16 protein-coding genes are annotated in these 18,110 nt (G+C 45.3%); 12 read left to right on the forward strand and 4 right to left on the reverse strand.

What is annotated here, in order from left to right; genetic code table 11:
• The 5 genes from ABC831_RS07960 (at nucleotide 1) to ABC831_RS07980 (ending at nucleotide 4,593) form a co-directional block, all read left to right on the forward strand.
• Nucleotides 1-1,086 (forward strand): M24 family metallopeptidase, encoded by a 1,086-nt coding sequence (locus ABC831_RS07960; protein ID WP_343247681.1) that lies wholly within the window; start codon nucleotides 1-3, stop codon nucleotides 1,084-1,086.
• A 48-nt stretch (nucleotides 1,087-1,134) separates the two neighbouring features.
• Nucleotides 1,135-1,995 (forward strand): shikimate dehydrogenase, encoded by an 861-nt coding sequence (gene aroE / locus ABC831_RS07965; protein WP_343247682.1) that lies wholly within the window; start codon nucleotides 1,135-1,137, stop codon nucleotides 1,993-1,995.
• A 20-nt stretch (nucleotides 1,996-2,015) separates the two neighbouring features.
• On the forward strand, nucleotides 2,016-2,474 hold the full coding sequence (gene rpiB, locus ABC831_RS07970; protein WP_343247683.1) for a ribose 5-phosphate isomerase B: 459 nt from the start codon (nucleotides 2,016-2,018) through the stop codon (nucleotides 2,472-2,474).
• Between the two features lie 102 nt (nucleotides 2,475-2,576).
• Entirely contained in the window at nucleotides 2,577-3,254 is a 678-nt protein-coding gene (locus ABC831_RS07975; RefSeq protein ID WP_343247684.1) for a class II aldolase/adducin family protein, read from the forward strand.
• Between the two features lie 85 nt (nucleotides 3,255-3,339).
• Complete coding sequence (locus ABC831_RS07980; protein WP_343247685.1) at nucleotides 3,340-4,593, forward strand: L-rhamnose isomerase; 1,254 nt, start codon at nucleotides 3,340-3,342, stop codon at nucleotides 4,591-4,593.
• 175 nt (nucleotides 4,594-4,768) lie between these two features.
• Here the strand turns inward: ABC831_RS07980 and ABC831_RS07985 are convergent, their stop codons facing one another.
• Nucleotides 4,769-5,008: a hypothetical protein gene (locus ABC831_RS07985; RefSeq protein WP_343247686.1), complete on the reverse strand. Its 240-nt coding sequence runs from the start codon at nucleotides 5,006-5,008 to the stop codon at nucleotides 4,769-4,771.
• A gap of 468 nt (nucleotides 5,009-5,476) precedes the next feature.
• On the opposite strand from ABC831_RS07985, the gene ABC831_RS07990 reads away from it, so the two are divergent.
• A complete protein-coding gene (locus ABC831_RS07990) occupies nucleotides 5,477-6,304 on the forward strand; it encodes an aldo/keto reductase (RefSeq protein ID WP_343247687.1) in 828 nt (275 codons plus the stop codon).
• 90 nt (nucleotides 6,305-6,394) lie between these two features.
• Here ABC831_RS07990 and ABC831_RS07995 read toward each other — a convergent pair whose 3' ends face one another.
• On the reverse strand, nucleotides 6,395-7,018 hold the full coding sequence (locus tag ABC831_RS07995; protein WP_343247688.1) for a thiamine diphosphokinase: 624 nt from the start codon (nucleotides 7,016-7,018) through the stop codon (nucleotides 6,395-6,397).
• 677 nt (nucleotides 7,019-7,695) lie between these two features.
• Between ABC831_RS07995 and ABC831_RS08000 the strand changes: the two genes are divergently transcribed.
• From ABC831_RS08000 to ABC831_RS08015, 4 genes are all read left to right on the forward strand, one after another.
• The gene (locus tag ABC831_RS08000; RefSeq protein WP_343247689.1) at nucleotides 7,696-8,505 is read left to right on the forward strand and encodes an AAA family ATPase; all 810 of its coding nucleotides are present in this window, start codon (nucleotides 7,696-7,698) and stop codon (nucleotides 8,503-8,505) included.
• Nucleotides 8,506-8,685: 180 nt separating this feature from the next.
• Nucleotides 8,686-9,858, forward strand: coding sequence for an iron-containing alcohol dehydrogenase (locus ABC831_RS08005; RefSeq protein ID WP_343247690.1), 1,173 nt, complete (start codon nucleotides 8,686-8,688; stop codon nucleotides 9,856-9,858).
• A gap of 55 nt (nucleotides 9,859-9,913) precedes the next feature.
• On the forward strand, nucleotides 9,914-10,666 hold the full coding sequence (yaaA, locus tag ABC831_RS08010; RefSeq protein WP_343247691.1) for a peroxide stress protein YaaA: 753 nt from the start codon (nucleotides 9,914-9,916) through the stop codon (nucleotides 10,664-10,666).
• Between the two features lie 224 nt (nucleotides 10,667-10,890).
• Nucleotides 10,891-12,618 carry a glycoside hydrolase family 35 protein gene (locus ABC831_RS08015; RefSeq protein WP_343247692.1) on the forward strand — a complete coding sequence of 576 codons (1,728 nt, stop codon included), beginning with the start codon at nucleotides 10,891-10,893 and terminating at the stop codon, nucleotides 12,616-12,618.
• A gap of 134 nt (nucleotides 12,619-12,752) precedes the next feature.
• Here ABC831_RS08015 and ABC831_RS08020 read toward each other — a convergent pair whose 3' ends face one another.
• Together ABC831_RS08020 and ABC831_RS08025 are read right to left on the reverse strand one after the other, a co-directional pair.
• Nucleotides 12,753-13,682 (reverse strand): AraC family transcriptional regulator, encoded by a 930-nt coding sequence (locus tag ABC831_RS08020; RefSeq protein WP_343247693.1) that lies wholly within the window; start codon nucleotides 13,680-13,682, stop codon nucleotides 12,753-12,755.
• Nucleotides 13,683-13,714: 32 nt separating this feature from the next.
• Nucleotides 13,715-15,613 carry an RICIN domain-containing protein gene (locus ABC831_RS08025; RefSeq protein WP_343247694.1) on the reverse strand — a complete coding sequence of 633 codons (1,899 nt, stop codon included), beginning with the start codon at nucleotides 15,611-15,613 and terminating at the stop codon, nucleotides 13,715-13,717.
• A 131-nt stretch (nucleotides 15,614-15,744) separates the two neighbouring features.
• Here ABC831_RS08025 and ABC831_RS08030 point away from each other — a divergent pair, with 131 nt between their 5' ends.
• Together ABC831_RS08030 and ABC831_RS08035 are read left to right on the forward strand one after the other, a co-directional pair.
• Complete coding sequence (locus ABC831_RS08030) at nucleotides 15,745-17,100, forward strand: ABC transporter substrate-binding protein (RefSeq protein WP_343247695.1); 1,356 nt, start codon at nucleotides 15,745-15,747, stop codon at nucleotides 17,098-17,100.
• A 126-nt stretch (nucleotides 17,101-17,226) separates the two neighbouring features.
• Complete coding sequence (locus ABC831_RS08035; RefSeq protein ID WP_343247696.1) at nucleotides 17,227-18,105, forward strand: carbohydrate ABC transporter permease; 879 nt, start codon at nucleotides 17,227-17,229, stop codon at nucleotides 18,103-18,105.
• Nucleotides 18,106-18,110 lie beyond the last annotated feature (5 nt).

Below are 18,110 nucleotides of genomic sequence, written 5' to 3' on the forward strand. Positions count from 1 at the left end.
ATGGAAATACAGGAAAAGCTGGCGCGGGTGCGGCAGTACCTGGAGGAAAATGCATACGACGGAGTATTATTTACCACCAATGAAAATTTCTGCTGGATGAGCGGAGGCAAATACGCTTACGTGGATAAAGGAACGGGAGCGGCAGCGTCAAAGCTATTGATTACCATGGACCATCAGTACGTGATCTGTAATTCCAGTGAACAATACCGGGTTACGCAGGAAGAACTGCCGCAGCAGGAATTCGGGTTAATCTCCTTTCTGTGGCATGAGTCGGAGGAAGAAGTGCTAAGACCCTACCTGGAGCAGAAGAAAATCATCAGTGACAGCGGCGCGTTCGGCACACCTGACAAAGGAGCGGAGCTTCAGAAACTGCGCTATGTACTGACCCGGGAAGAGCTGGAGCGGTATCGGATGATCGGGCCGGAGAGTGCCGGGCTGCTGGAAGAATCCTGCCGGCGTATTCAAAGAGGCGAGACGGAATCAGAAATCGCAGGACGTACAACGGGAATGCTGATGGCAGCCGGATATCAGGTACCGGTGTGCCTGGTAGCGGCGGATGACAGACTGCAAAAGTTCCGCCACCCGATCCCCACCCAGCACAGGGTGAGTCAATACGCCATGGTAGCTGTGTGCGCCCAGAAATACGGGCTGACCGTATCCATGAGCCGGATTATTTCATTCGGGACACCGGACGGGGATAAAATGAAACGGATGGATGCGGTGACAAAGATAGATGCGGCTTATATCTGCGGTACAGAACCGGGAGTCCCGGTCAGAGATGTACTGCAGGCCGGTTACGATGCTTATAAGAAACTGGGGTACGAGGAGGATTTTCATCTTCATCATCAGGGAGGCCCGCTGGGGTATCCGACCCGTGATTTCTGTACCACCTTCCGGAACCGGGAAGTGGTGCTGGACAGACAGGCATTTTCATGGAACCCCACCATCGCGGGAGTCAAGTCGGAGGATACCTTCCTGGTTACAGATGACGGCCAGGAGATTATTTCCCATACCGGCGGCTGGGTCTACCGGGAGGTTACCTGCGGCGATAGAGTCCTTCTGCGGCCGGACATTTTGGTACGGTAGTTAAAAAGGGTGAATGACGGCGCAGTAAATGCGCTACTGGAGGTAAATATGGGAAATTGTTATCGGGAAGAGTTAGTCGGCGTGTTCGGATGCCCGATCGATGAAAATCCGACCGTTGTGGTTGCACAGGCGGCCTTTGAAGATCTGGGCATCCCGTATCGGTATCTGACGATTCTGGTGCACCCGGAGGATCTGGGAACCGCCATGAGCGCGCTGAAAGCACTGAATATGAAGGGAATACATCTGACTATACCTCATAAAGTGGAAGTGCTGAAATACCTGGACCATGTGGCTGAAGATGCCCGGATTATGGGTGCAGTCAATACGGTCTATGTAAAAGACAAAGAACTGTATGGGGAAAACACGGATGGAAAAGGATTTTTGACCTCGCTGAAAGAGGAAGGTGTATCCATAGAAGGGAAAACCGCCATGCTTCTGGGGGCCGGCGGAGCATCGAGAGCAATCGCAGTAGAGCTGGCCAATGCAGGAGCAAAAAAACTTCTGATCGCAAACCGCCCCGCATCGAAACGGGGAGAAGTACTGACCGATCTGATCCGGGAAAACACAAAGGCCGAAGCGGAGTATATATGCTGGGATCACACCCTTTCGATACCGGAGGAGGTGGATATCCTGGTGAATACCACGAATATCGGGCTGTATCCGGATACGGACCAGAAGCCGGATGTGGAATATGATACGGTTACCCCGCAGATGACCGTGTGTGACGTGATACCCAATCATCCCCATACGTTGTTTTTGAAGGAAGCCGAGAAGCGTGGAGCCAAGAGCATCGACGGACTGGGTATGCTGGTAAATCAGGCGATCATCAGTTTCCGGTTCTGGACGGGCCGCACATGCAGCGCAGAGGTGATGCGTAAAGCTCTGAGCCGGGAATATGGGATCGAATAACGGAAAGGAGGCGTTCTGCGATGATCGCACTGGCGAGTGACCATGTGGGAATAGAATTGAAACGCTCCATCATGGAATATCTGGACGCGAATGGATATCCCTATGTGGATTATGGGACATATGACACCGTCCGCTGTAATTACCCGGAATATGCGCTGAAAGCGGCTAACGCAGTGGCCAGCAAAGAATGCGACCGGGGAATCTTATGCTGTGGAACCGGAGTCGGTATTTCTATAGCGGCCAACAAGGTGAAGGGAATCCGCTGCGTGGTCTGCAGTGATCCGTATTCCGCGCTTCTCTCCAGACAGCACAACGATTCGAATATGCTGGCGATGGGTTCCCGGGTGGTGGGAAAAGACCTGGCGCTGATGATTCTGGAATGCTGGCTTAACGGAGAGTACGAAGGCGGAAGACATGCGGTGAGGGTTCAGGAGATATCTCAGATCGAGACAACCGGAGAAATTAAAGAGACAGAATAAATAGAAGGAACCGGAGAAATCAAAGAAATCGGATAAATAGACGGAATCGGAGAAATCAAAGGGACCAGGGGGATTTCGCAGGAAAGACGGAACGAAACAAAGATGGTATGGAAAGGTAAGGTTGAGAACATGGAACATCTATCCTATATGGAACTAAGAGAACAGATGGCGAAGGTAGCCCACTATATGTGGGACAGGAGGCTTACAAACGCGGCCGGAGGGAATTTTGCAGTCCTGGCGGAAGAAAACCGTGTACTGATTTCTCCGTCCCTGATGTCGGAGCGGCATTTCTGTGAGATGAAACCGGAGGATTTTCTGCTGATCGATTATGACATGAACATATTGGAGGGCGCTGGAAAATTGTCCCGGGAAGGATATATGCATGTTCTCCTGCTTAAAAATTTTAAAAATATCGGCGCTACGATACATGCACATCCTCAGTATTGTATGGCTTTTGTGGCCCAGAGTAAACCAATTCCCAACATCACAGAGGCCACTATGAAGCGGGGGCCTGTGGAATGTATCCCATATACCCAGGCTTATACAACGAATCTGCATGAAGAGGTATACCGATACTTTGATGCACGCAGGGAACTGGCGGAAAAATATCCCATTGGCGCGATCATGCCGTTACACGGAGTGGTGGTATCGGGTTCGGATCTGTTCATGGCGTACAGTATGCTGGAACGGATAGAAGCCGACGCTATGTGCAATATTTTCCGGGATCAGGTCAACAGCTGTGATTGTGTTACCGGACTTAAGGTTGAGAATGCGCAGTAAATGTGCCGCTGGAGGAAAGGCTGAACCTTTAGAGTTCATCCATACCTGAATGAAAGGCGCAGTAAATGCGCCGCTGGAGGAAAATATGAACGCAGTAGAACTGGCTTATGAAGCTGCCAAAGAGCGCTACGCGCAAATTGGTGTGGATACACAAAAAGCATTGGAAATTCTGGGAAAAACCCGGATATCCTTTAACGCATGGCAATTTGACGATGTAAAGGGATTCCTGAAAAAAGATACGGCTATGAGCGGAGGGATTCTGTCTACCGGAGGCTATCCCGGCGCTGCGGCCAATCCCGATCAGCTGCGGCAGGATGCGGATATGGCGTTTTCTCTGCTGCCAGGAAAACATAAATTAAGCCTGCAGGCGACCCAGGTGGATACGACGGAACAGATCGACCTGGATGAGATTGAACCTAAGCATTATGAGGCTTATGTAGACTGGGCGAAGGAGCGGGGAATCGGTCTGGATTTTAATCCAAGCTGTTATTCCCATCCCAATTCGGAAAATGGATTTACCCTGTCCAGCCGGGACCCGGACATCCGTTCCTTCTGGATCGAGCATTGTAAGCGTTCCAGCCGCGTCGGCGCTTATTTCGGAAAAGAATTGGGGGTCCAGGCAGTTACGAATCACTGGATCTGCGATGGATACAAAGATTATCCGGTAGATCAGGAGGCCCCGAGACGCAGACTGATGGAAAGCCTGGATCAGGTATTCGCCTCCCCGGTGGACCAGAAATTAAATCTGGATACCCTGGAAAGTAAGCTCTTTGGGATCGGGGTGGAAGCCTATACGGTAGGCTCCCATGAATTTTATATGATGTACGCGGCAAAGCGGAACAGAAGCCTGTGCCTGGATGCAGGACATTTTCATCCGACCGAGGACGTGGCCAACAAGATCAGTTCCGTCATGCTGTTCTCACAGGAAATGGCATTGCATGTGACCCGGCCCATGCGTTGGGACAGCGACCATGTAGTATCCTTTGATGATGCGACCCAGGCGATGCTGACGCAGGTAGTACGCGGGGGATGGCTGGAGCGCGTACACATCGGAACAGATTATTTTGACGGCAGTATTAACAGGATTTCTGCCTGTGTGATCGGTATGCGAAACAGTATGAAAGCATTGCTGAAGGCACTGCTGGAACCGGCGGCGTTTCTGCAGGGACTGGAAGAACAGGGGGATTATACGGGACGGCTGTCCTGGCTGGAAGAACTGAAAACCTATCCCTATGCGGCTGTTTGGGACTATTACTGTTATGTGAACAATGTGCCCACCGGTATGGAGTGGATGAAAGAAATACAAAGATATGAAAAAGAAGTGCTGTCTGCAAGATAACAATAATATGGAATCTTATATCTGTCAGTTATTCGGGGACAGTGGATGATAGAACACTGGAATATTATGCTGTCTATCTGCATCTGAACAAAGGACATGGGCCATCGTACCAGCTAAAATGTGTAACTGGTATGATGGCCCTTATTGAGATGCAGTTTAGGTTTAGAAAAGGTTCTTATTCGGATTTCATTAAAATATCGGCAAGTTCGGTATCGGTAGCTTCCGGATACTCTTTCATGATACCTATTACCTTTTGAACATAATCTTCTTCACATTCCAGAAAATCTTTAATTGTGTCGGGAGAGTACCCCTTTGATATTTTCTTGCGTATTAAACCGATTCGCGCTACCTGGATACCTTTTTGCAATCCAATGGCAATGCCGTCTTTAATAAACATCTGTGCCAATACCGTCATAGATATCATCTCCTTTATCGATTCCATTTCCTGATTATTCAGGAATTTATTATAGAGGTAATAACATGCACAGACAATCATTTTCACTTATTATTTATAATTTGTATTTGGTGCATTATATCAATGGAATATATTTGCTTAGAAATAAAGCTTGATTTTATATCACTATCAGAGATATAGATTAGGGACCGGCCAAGATAGCCGGTACCAGCGGATGCATACCAATCGATACACGGCCTTTTTCGTTAATTGTCTGTGAATATATGCTAACATATCTGGAGCGATACCGCAAGAAAAGCTCTTCTTTTAAGGATGCTATTAAGTATCGATCGATTTTGATCAATTTTAGAATCGTGTTTTGATCAATTTTAGAATCGATAATCGACAAGTCAGGCTGTAAGGAGTAAAATAATTTATATCTGTTCGTTAAGATGGGGACAGCTTACATTAGGAAAGGGGATCACAAACATGATAGACCATACAGTGACACTGAATAACGGAGTGAAAATGCCGGTGCTGGGATTGGGAGTATATCTGGCGACGGATGCAAATGAGATGCAGAACGCGGTCAACTATGCCATGGAGGCCGGATACAGGAGCTTTGATACCGCCCAGATGTATCATAATGAGGAGCTGCTGGGGGAGGCGCTTGAACTTAGCGGTGTACCCAGAAAGGAATATTTTTTGACCAGCAAGGTGGATACCTGCAATATGGGGTATGAAAATACCAGACGCACCTTCCAGGAAAGCTTAAAAAAGCTCAGAACCGATTATTTTGACCTGTTCCTGATTCATTGGCCAGGGCAGCGTAAAGAGAGGCTGATCGAGTCCTGGCGGGCGCTTGAGGAATTTTACAAAGAAGGAAAGGCCAGAGCGATCGGCGTGTGTAACTGCCTGCCCCGGCATCTGAACTGGATTATGGAGGAATGCGAAGTGGTTCCGGCGCTGAATCAGATCGAGCGGCATCCGCTGTGGAACCCCACGGAACTGTTTGCGTGGTGTAAGGAGAGGGGAATTCAGCCGGAGGCCTGGGCTCCCTTGATCAGGGGAAGCTTTGATATACCGGCGATTCAGGAGCTGGCTGCGAAATACAAAAAGACAGGGGCTCAAATCATCCTGCGCTGGGACGTACAGAGCGGTTATGTAGTAATTCCAAAATCCGTGCACAAGGAACGGATTGAAGAGAATGCGGATATCTTTGATTTCGAGTTGGAGCAAGACGATATGAAACTGATAGACGGCCTTCACACAGGTTTTACGACCGGATGGGATCTGGAAACCTACGATTATGAATGAGATAGAGTTTCGTATGCGAAACACTTCTGCCTGCGGCTGGATCATCCATTTCCGGAAGTGTTTCGCTTTTGTTCTTATAGTTAGCCAGGTTCAGTCTTTAGACAGGATCAGAAGTGCTGTACCGGTGGCAAAGGTAATCTCCGCCTCCTCAGAGACAAATGCATTGCTGACACCCAGCGGAAAATCGTTTGTCAACGTGGCATTCTGGAGTGGATATTTTAAACCGGTATAATAAATTCCGGTGCAGGCCTCATTGAGGGCGAACAAAGAAAGCTTATACCCCTTTTTTTCTTTCAGATGGTAGGTTCCGGGAGAAAGTACGCGGGCCGTATTCTGAGCATCGGCCATCTCCAGCAGGATGCCACGGTTATGCGCATAGAGCAAAGTCTGAATGTTGGCGATAGTGTGGTCCAAACGCCCACCGATCCCACCGATCATAAGAAAATCCCGGTACCCCAGTTCTATCCCGTATTTCAGGCACAGCAGTGTATCGGTGTCATCCTTTTCTACAGGAACACGAATAATATCCGGGCAGGTTACCTGAGAACGGTCCATGGAATCGAAATCGCCCAATACAGCATCGGGCGTAATATCCTCCTGACGGGCCAGCAGATAGCCGGCATCTGCGCAGATAATAAAATCCTCCGGCATAGGGAGGTAAGAATCTTTTATTTTACCGGTATGATACGCTGTGATGATAATACAGCGGGCCATAAGAATCACAACCTTTATAATAGATTTGTACAATTAGTTTATAGCTTGATTATAAATATGGGTCTTAGCGGCTGTTTTATAGCCGCTTACGTGCGATGCATGAAAAATAGCCATCGAGATTTTTTAACGAGTGCTACTGTTTTTTATAGCTATGAGCACTTAGCGTCTGTTTTATGGGCGCTTACGTGCGATGCATGAAAAATAGTCAGCGAGATTTTTAACGAGTGCTACTGTTTTTTATAGCTATGAGCACTTAGCGTCTGTTTTATAGGCGCTTACGTGCGATGCATGAAAAATAGTCAGCGAGATTTTTAACGAGCGCTACTATTTTTTATTATAGTAACACAGTTTGCGTCTTACGAGAAGCGCAAGTTTATATTTGTGTAGGCGTGTAGGTGTTTCTATGTGCAGGCTTATATGTAACTGCAGTGACAAATATTCGTGAGGAGAGTAAAACTAAGCGGATAACCATATAGAAATCGAAACAATACGGATAGTAAAATATCTGTTTAATATAGGAAAGAACATAGAGAGAGTACATAGAGAGTACATAGATAGTAAATGTAAAGAGAAAACGTAAAGTCAAATCATAAAGAGAGTTCATAAAGAACGAACATAAAAAAGAGAAATTATAAAAGAACCAACAAAAAGGGCCGTTTTCAAAGGAGTAATAGAAGATGATTTATTTGAGAAGTTTTCGTCTGTCTTGTAAAACAGTGAGGGATCCCTACATATATCCGTATCACGTATTCGCAGGCAAGGCAAAGGACTGGATATTATTTGACAAAATCACAATCCTATACGGAGATAATGCTTCCGGAAAATCCACCATGCTGAATATTCTGGCGAACCAGCTGCAGATAGAAGGAAAGGAAAAAGCGACCCATAATCCCTGGGACCCCTATTTTGACCAATTTACAAAGGAATGCGGCTATGGGCTTGGGGAGGATGAATATGGCAGAACCATTACCAAGATTCCTCCCGGCAGCCGCTATATCAAAAGCGAAGATATCATGTATGAGATTAAGAAAATTCAGCAGGAGACCGTGCTTCAGGAAGGATATCTCTATGAACACGCCAAAAGAGGGTGGAGTAAAGAGCAGCGGGACGAGTATAAAAATTCCTGGAAAATGAAACGAGATATGGAAAATATGATCTATTCCCAGGAAAAATATTCAAATGGAGAAACCGCGTTACAAATCTTTGATGATTATCTGAATATGGACGCGCTGTATCTGCTGGATGAACCAGAGGTCTCCCTGTCTCCGAGAAACCAGGTGCGGCTGGCACAGCAGCTAAACGAGGCATCCCGGTTTTTAGGCTGTCAGTTCGTCATTGCAACCCATTCCCCATTCATGCTGGGAACACTGGACGCGAAAATATATAATTTGGATTCCCCGGACCTGGACACCTGCCAGTGGTACGAACTGGAAAACGTCCGGTATTTCTATGATTTTTTCAAACAACATGAACGGGAATTCCTCTGAATTTGGAGTCCGCTCGGCAGTCAGCAAAACTGGTTAGCAAAAGATCTAAGCAAAAGGTCCGGCAAAGGTTCGGCAAAAGGAAGGTTTGGCAAAAGGTTTGGCAAAAAAAGCTTGACTTTCAGTTAACTTTAACGGTTATGATAATGTTAATATAATATTTAAGAAGAGGAGAAGGTATATATGAATAATTTTACGTTTTACAGCCCGACGAAATTTGTGTTTGGTCAGGGAGAAGAAAAAAATGCAGGAAGTTATGTGAAGCAATTTGGCGGCAGCAGAGTTCTGATCCATTACGGCGGCGGTTCGGCGGTCCGTTCCGGCCTGCTGGACCGGGTCAAAGCATCCCTGGACAAGGAAGCCATCTCTTATGTCGAGCTGGGAGGTGTAAAGCCTAATCCCAGAAGCGGGCTGGTGTATGAAGGGATCGAGCTCTGCAAAAAGGAAAAGGTCGATTTCATACTGGCCGTAGGAGGCGGAAGCGTGATAGATTCCGCGAAGGCCATCGGGATTGGAACCCTCTATGATGGAGATTTCTGGGATTTTTACAGTGATAAGGCAGTCGTGGAGAGAACGCTTCCCATCGGTACCGTGCTGACCATTGCGGCAGCAGGAAGCGAAGGGTCTGACGGAAGCGTGATTACTCTGGAGGACGGTATGTTCAAGAGAGCCTGCGGCAGTGATCTGATCCGTCCGAAGTTCTCGATCCTGAATCCCGAGCTGACCGAGACGCTTCCTGCTTATCAGACGGCCTGCGGAGCAGTTGACATTATGGCGCATGTATTCGAACGCTATTTTACCAACACAAAGGATGTGGAGATCACGGACCGGCTGTGTGAGGCTGTTCTGCTGACCATGATCACGGAAGTGCCTAAGGTGATGGCGGATCCAAAGGACTACCAGGCCCGTGCGAATATTATGTGGGCCGGTATGATCGCCCACAATGATATCTGCGGCGCCGGCCGGGAACAGGACTGGGCCAGCCACAGTCTGGAGCATGAGCTGTCCGCGTTGTACGACTGCGCGCACGGAGCGGGACTGGCGGTGATCTGCCCGGCATGGCAGGAATATGTCATGGAACATAATGTAGCCAGGTTCGCACAGATCGCGGTGAGAGTCTGGGGCTGCCAGATGGATTTCGCGCATCCGGAGATTACGGCAAAAGCGGGCATCGATTCCTTAAGGGCGTTCTGGAAATCCATCGGCATGCCTGGGAACTTTGCGGATCTGGATGCCAGAGAAGAGGACATTCAGAAGCTTCTGGATACCCTTCAAATTGACGGAACCACTTTGGGGAATTTTGTAAAACTGAATAGGGATGACTGTGAAGCGATATACCGGATCGCCAGCCGATAGTTCCGTAGGCTGCTGTTAGTTGGCGGCTGCTTATGGGAAGGGAGGCGATAAAGTTGTGAAAATTATCATATCACCTGCGAAGAAGATGAATATCAATACCGATGATATGGAAGTAAAAACAAGCCCTATATTCCTGGACCGGGCGGATGAGCTTAGGAAATGGATAAGGGGCATGACCTATATGGAAGCAAAAAAGCTTTGGGGATGCAATGACAAGATTGCAGCGCTTAATTTTGAGCGGTTTCAGACGATGGATCTGACGCGGGGACTTACTCCCGCCCTTCTGGCCTATGAGGGAATCCAGTATCAGTATATGGCTCCGCAGATTTTTGAATACGATCATTGGGATTATGCAGAGGAACATCTCAGGATCTTGTCCGGATTTTATGGGATACTAAGACCGCTTGACGGGGTTGTCCCATACCGCCTGGAGATGCAGGCAAAAGGCAGTCCGTACGGCAGCCCGGACGGCCGAAACCTGTATGGATTCTGGAAGGACGACATCTACCGGGCCCTGGTTGCGGATACAGACTGTATCGTGAATCTGGCTTCCAAAGAGTATTCCAGATGTATAGAAAACTGGCTGGAGGATGGGATCACCTTCGTGACCTGTGTGTTCGGGGAGGAGAGAGACGGGAAAGTCATTCAGAAAGGGACTCAGGCCAAGATGGCCAGAGGGGAAATGGTCCGTTATATGGCGGAGAGACAGATTACGGACTGGCAGGAAGTAAAAAGCTTTGACCGGCTGGGATACCTTTACTCAGAGAGGTTTTCAAAAAAGGGACAGCTGGTGTTTCTTAAAAGATAAATGGGTAGAAGCAAAGTGGGACATGTCCAAACGAAATGGACATGTCCCCTTCTGTTCTGTCCCCTTCTGTTCTTCGATTTTAAGGTGCCGGAACATCTTGAGAATATAGTTAAACAATTAGAAAATAATTTAAAAGTAATTTAACATACGAACTGATATAATCAGGTATTAATAGCATGCTGTAATGCTGTTTTTCCAGACAAAATACGCGAAAGGACAGAATTATGTTTGAAATTAAAGATGATTTTTATTTGGACGATAATCGAATTAAAATTATATCAGGAGGTATGAATTATTTTCGGGTTCTGCCGGAGTATTGGCGTGACCGCCTTGAAAAATTAAAGGCATTGGGCTGCAATACACTGGAGACCTATATCCCCTGGAATCTTCATGAAAAACAGAAAGGGACCTTTGATTTCAGCGGAATGCTGGATATTGTCAAATATGTTAAACTGGCACAGGAGCTTGGCCTAATGGTAATTCTCAGGCCTTCTCCCTATATTTGCGGAGAATGGGAATTTGGCGGGCTTCCTTATTGGCTTTTGAAGGAAGACGGAATGAAATTAAGGTGTATGTATGAGCCGTACATCCAGCATGTCCGGGACTATTATAAGGTACTGTTTGAAGTGATAGCGCCCTTGCAGATTACCAGGGGCGGTCCGGTAATCCTCATGCAGGTGGAAAATGAATACGGATATTATGGGGATGATGCGGCCTATATGGAATGCATGAAAAATATGATGATAGAAAACGGCTGCGAAGTTCCGCTCGTAACATCAGATGGCCCATGGGGAGAGGCCTTTGATTACGGGAAAGCAGAAGGGGCCCTTCAGACGGGAAACTTTGGGTCTAAGGGGAAGGCCCAGTTTGAAGTCATGAAGAAAAAAATAGGAAATAAACCTTTGATGTGTATGGAGTTTTGGGTTGGCTGGTTTGATTTTTGGGGAGGGGAGCATCATACCGGCGATCTGGACGGACATCTTAAGGATCTGGATGATCTCCTGTCAGAAGGACATATCAATATCTATATGTTTGAAGGCGGCACGAATTTTGGATTCATGAATGGGGCAAATTATTACGATAATCTGGAACCGGATGTGACTTCATATGACTATGATGCGCTGCTGACTGAGGATGGCCGGATAACAACGAAATATAAAGAGTACCAAAAGGTCATAGGTAAGCATATTGCTCTGCCGGAGGTCAGCTTAAGCTGCAAGATAGAAAGAAGGGCGTATGGAACCTTTGAGGTTACAAGAACCGCTGATTTATTCCGGAATCTTGACAACCTGTCTGCCCCTGTGGAAAATCTTTATCCGGTATGCATGGAAAAACTGAACCAGGGATATGGTTATATTTTATATGAAAGTAATCTGCCGGAGTTAAAGAGTCTGGAAAAAGTACGTTTATGGAAAGCGAATGACAGAGCGAATATTTTTTTAGACGAAAAGCCGGTCCTCACACTTTATGACAGGGAACTTCTGGGCGGGCATGAGCTGGAGCATGCGGTGTGTTCCAATGGAAAACTGGATATTTTAATGGAAAATATGGGGCGTGTTAACTTTACGCCTATTATGGAAGAACAGAGAAAAGGCATAGATGGCGGGGTACAGTTAAATGACCGCCTGCATTTCGGATGGACGATCTATCCATTGCCTATGGAAGATTTGACAAATGTGGATTTTTCCGTTCCGGCAATAGCCGGCCTGCCTGGTTTTTATGAATTCCAATTTGAAATTGAGGACCCGGCGGATACGTTTTTGGATACAGAAGGCTGGGGAAAAGGCGTTGTTTTTGTCAATAACTTCAATATCGGGAGGTTCTGGGAGATCGGGCCGCAAAAAAGGCTTTATGTGCCGGCCCCGCTTTTAAAAAAGGGGAAAAATACTTTGGTGGTATTTGAAACGGAAGGCAGAGTATCCGGCTCCATCCAATTCTATGATAAACCTTAAAGATACGAACACTACATAATTAAAACTACATATTAAAACAGGTTCTGAACCGGGACGTATGTTCCGGTCACAAGAACAAGAAAACGCCGGCAGTATAATCGCCGGCGTTTTCTAATGGTATTACACACTAATAGTTACATATTCGCAACAGATTGCTTTAACAGTTTTTTGTATTGACTTGGAGTATAACCCATATTTTTTCGGAAAACGGTCGTGTAATAATTCACGCTGTTATACCCGACCAATCCTGCGATATCGGTTATCGAATAAGTCTTATCCCTCAAATATTCCTGACTTTTTAAAAGCCTGTAATTAGTCAGATACTCAAATGGTGTACAGGAAAAAACACGCTGAAATAGTCTGCTGCATTCGGACTTGCTGATACTGCCGCTTTTTGCGATATCATATAGAGAAATATCATATTTATAATTTGAATGGATAAACGACAATATCCGATTGGTCAGATCCTCATCCTTGGAAGAAGCCTTTGGGCTGCAATAATGGGTATCCTGCACACAGCCATAAATATTGGACCAGATATTTATAAAATGCTTATGTATATCTAATTCATATCTAAGGGAAGGCCTGGATAACAATTGGATCGCGGCTTCAAGCTCCTCCATAATATTTTTTCCATAAGGCGTATCTTTGTTCAGGATCATGAATCCATTTGTTACCGCTTTTATAACAGCGAGATAATATTTATGAAACAAGATGGATCTGTTGTCTCCATAAATGAGCTGCGGGCTGATAATAATCGTCCGATAGATCCCACACTGATCCCCATTTTTTTTAACCTGATGGAGTTTATTAGGAAATATAATATACCCTTCATTTTCGTGTACCGTGACAACATCCTTTTGCACCGTCAATTCAATGGAACCTTTTTGAACAATGGCAAACTCTAATTCAAGCTGCCAATGCCAATCCACAACATGATTGATACATTCATCGATGTTATCATAATAAAGTTCACAGGGAAATCCATATGTACCATAAGGAAAAACTGCCTGGTTGTTGGAAGTAACAGAAACATTTTTTTTGTTATTGCATTCATTTCGCATAAAATCACCCGCTGTAACGATAACTTTTTGTATTATTGGACCGCTTCAAATTTCCACTGCTGGTTGTCATAAGCATGATAATCATATTGGTCAATGTTATTGCCATTCGTCATATCACCATTTTTTACGCCTATTGCCTTGTTGCTGTTTTTGTTAACGATGCTAAAATAGCCATTATTCAGGTCAATCACCTGCCAAAGCTGATTATTATCGCCATTCGGCTGCCATAACTTCAAGCTTGTACTGTTAGCAGTGGATGCACCAGGGACATCCAGCATTTTTGCCGCGTTGGCATTCGCTATGTAATATTCACCGTTATCATTGACGATGAATTTCCAACCCTGGCTGACACTGTTGTTATCCGCATCCATAATAATAATATTCGCACTGTTATCAGGTGAAGAATTCTCTACATCGATCACTTTCGTATTATCACTTCTGTTTATAATTTTGTAAGTAGAATTTCTGTCAAAAACAGGTGCTGTATTAGCAGCAGCATTGCTGATTACATAAGTAGTAATAGATTTCGGGGCTGTGGTAACCTGTAACGTATTGTTTTGAATGCTGATATCATCCAGCTGTGCCAGATCTTCAGTGAGGGAAGTCCGATATGCTTTCGCGCTGCTGCCTACCGTTGAAAATTTGGATAAATCAACAGCATAACTGGTTTGGGAATCAGAATCATTAATGACAACCAGCGTCAGCTCGTTGGTGTTTTTGTTTAACGCGGCCAGCATATTAGAATCATTCGCACCGATGATCGTGGAATCCGGCCTGATAAACTTGGAATAATTAGCCATTCCATAGTATTGCTTTGTTATATCATAAGTCTCTTCCCCTTCGAAGCTTGCGTGGATAAAGCCCCAATTATTCACATTGAATTCTTCTTCAACAGCCTGCCAATATACCCAGGTCTCGACCTGCATTTCCCGAACATCATCCCGGATTTTATGTGCCAGCTCTAAAGCGCTTTCAATCGCGTTATGGTCATGGTCCCCTACACCCAGACCGTATTCGGATTGGGATATCCGTTTGTCATTACATAATGCGATGGTATTGAGATATAGACGTTCTGTTCCGTAATAGGAATGGGTATTGATTTTATCGATGCTGGATTTCGCAGCACTGTCATAGGAATTCCAGGATGATAACGTGGAGTTGAACTCAAATCCCTCCGGCCCGGCAAGCGTAACATTAGATAAGCCTTTCGCGTCAAAGGTCTCGGCTAACACTTTAAAGAAATCATTCTGTTCCTGCTGTGTATAATGACAACCCTCCTGCCTGTTGTTTATTTCCCACCAGGGTCCGTTCGGTTCATTAATCGGGGAAATAGAATCGAAGGTAATATTATATGTATCTTTGAATAACAGGTATACCTCCGCTAAATAATCGGCAAAGTCGTCATAATATTCAGGCTTTAAATTGCTGGCTCCATCCACATTCCCGGCAGAGCAGCCGCTATAGGTCATCCAATGAGGCGGGGTTTTTGCGAAGCCTTCCACGATGTTGACACCACGTGCAATAGCTTCGTTTAATACATAGCGCTGGGTTTCATCAGCAGTATAATCCCATACTCCAGGTTCAGGCTGATAACCTTCCAGGTTCGCGCCATTGCGCATATGGGTATGTGTCGGGTCATCGCCTCCGCCGATGTTATATCTTGCTACATTGAAGCCTAATCCGTCAGTTTCATCAAATATAAGGTCCAGAATTTCGCTTTGCTTTGTAGTATCCTGCCATCCGCCGATGGCATTTCCCCACCAGGATAGAGAAGTTCCCCAGCCTTTAAAGGTTTGAAATTCAATCTCAGGACTAATCGTTACTGTGTTCTGTGCTGAAGCACCGGAACTGGCTGCCGCACTGGAAATCATGGTAGTGGTTAACAGTACAACCATAAGCAGGAAACAAAATCCTTTTTTCACATTATGCACAATATTACCCTCCTTTTTATTAACATTACGTACATTTTGACAATCCATATTGACACCTGGAAATTTCTATGCTACAATGTAAACGTTTACAAATCCTGGTAAAATTATACTATATAATGGAGGTCATGTCAATGTCACGATTTAAGAAAATGAAAGTATTTATGATCGCGGCAGCAATGATGCTGGTGCTGTCGGCTTGTGGATCATCTTCAGATCAAACAAAAGAAACAAATGCTCCGGAGAGTAATACAGAGAACAAAGAGAGCAGTGCCAATACGGCGGAGGAGTCAGGCAGTGAAAAAGTGGAATTAAGATTTTTGTTATGGGGGAACCAGGAGGAAATTGACAGAAAAACACAGTGGACCGAGGAATTCAATGCTTCCAATGATTCGATCCATGTGAACCTGGAAGCGATTCCGGAAGGTTTCCATGAAAAATTAACGGTACAGATTTCATCCGGGACCTTAGCCGATCTGGTACAGATTGCCGGGGATTTCGGTGGTGAATACTTCAAAGACGGTATACTTGCCCCGCTGGATTCTTACATAGAAAAAGATGGGCTGCAGGACGCCTGGGTTGACAGCTTAATGACCGGATTGTCATATAATGGGAGTGTGTATGCAGCGCCCACGACCTTCTATTCCGGTTTTATTATCTATAACAAGACCATGTTCGAGGAGAACAATATCCCCCTTCCGACAAATGACTGGACAGAGGAAGAGTTCTTAGCAGCTGCGAAAGCTTTGACAAAAGGCGAGGGTGACGACAAGGTTTGGGGAGTCGATTTTTCATCCTGGTGGGCATATTCACTGGCCAGAAACCTGTATGACGGCTACAAAGCCTGGGAATGGGAAACCGGAACCATGACGGCGGATACCCAAGGATTTAGAGACGGTGTTCAGTTTATCACGGATTTATACCAAGTGCACAAAGTATCACCGACTCCGACCATGGCTGGTGATGTTGGCGGGACATTTGAAAATGGTAAATTTGCAATGACAATAGGGGCTTCCTGGGATATGGCAAGTTTCAACCAGGCAATCGGCGATAATTTCGAATGGGATATTGTAACATTTCCGACGAATTCCACCTATGGACAATGGAGGTCGCCGCTGTGGACAACCGCTATCGGTATGTCGGCAGATACGCCATATAAAGATGAGTGCTGGGAGTACATAAGCTATATGTCTGCTCAGGATAAGGTACAGGGGGAAATGGAAATCATTGGCCTGCCTGCTCTGAAATCGATCAGTGAGGACAGCGAATTTATCAACACGATACCCGAAGGCTGGAAACCGTTTAATAAATCCGTATTTTTCGATGCGCTTGATTACGCGGTAGACGGTGTGGTTCTCAATGAAATTCAGGATGAAATCATAAAATATGAATTGGAATTACTGTTTGCAGGGGAACAAGATATGGATACCACATTAGAAAATATCCAGACAAAGGGTCAATTAAAGTTAGACCGTATGAAAGAAGAATAATCGGAATTAATTTTGTACGCCGGGAGGAAGCTGCAGCGATGGCTGCAGCTTCTGCCGAGGCTTTTGTAATTTATTAACTGAGTAGCCTTTCCAGGCTACACCATTAGGATACTGGGATGGATAAGTATGAAATCTAGAAGAAAAGAAGCAAAGTATTTTTATATGTTTATTTCTCCGTGGTTAGTGGGTTTTTTCCTATTGACTCTTATACCGCTGGTATATTCTTTGTATCTGTCACTGACACAATATAATGGAAGCTCCGCGCCGAAATTTATCGGTCTGCGAAATTATGTTGACATTATATTCCACGACGATTTATTCATAAAAGGTCTGACCAATTCTTTTCAATATGCAATCATAGCAGTGCCGACAAGTTTGACGCTGGCTTTAATCATAGCAATTTTACTTTCAAAAGAATCAAAAGTAAGTAATTTCTTTCAAATCGTTTTCTATTTTCCTTCCATAGCAGCAGGCGCGGCAGTATTTACGGTCGCAAAATTCCTGCTAAAGGGTGAAGGGGGATTAATCAATTATATTTTATCGATTTTTGGAGTACAGGGGCCGTATTGGTTAACCGATTCGAAGTGGGCCATGATAGCGCTTGTACTGGTTAATCTGATCTTTTGCGGTTCCCAAATGCTGATCTTTTTAGCGGGTATCAAGCAGATACCGGTTTCCTATTATGAAGCTGCGAAAATCGATGGAGCAAGCAATACCAAGTGTTTCTTTAAGATTACATTTCCTTTAATTGCTAATGTGTTTGTATTTAATCTGGTAATGGGAATCATCAACGCTTTTCAGATCTTTGTACAGCCATTGATTATGACAGGCGGGGGACCGTTTAAAAAAACTTATATGTATGGAATGTACATATATGACAGCGGCTTTAGTTTTGGCAGATTCGGATACGCCGCGGCCCTGGCCTGGATTATGTATTTAATCATATTGTTCATCAGTATGGTGGTTTTAAAATCGCTGCAAAAGCATATGAATTACGAAGATTAAGAAGG

This window comes from Diplocloster hominis (assembly GCF_032380655.1).
Taxonomy (GTDB): Bacteria; Bacillota; Clostridia; order Lachnospirales; family Lachnospiraceae; genus Diplocloster; species Diplocloster hominis.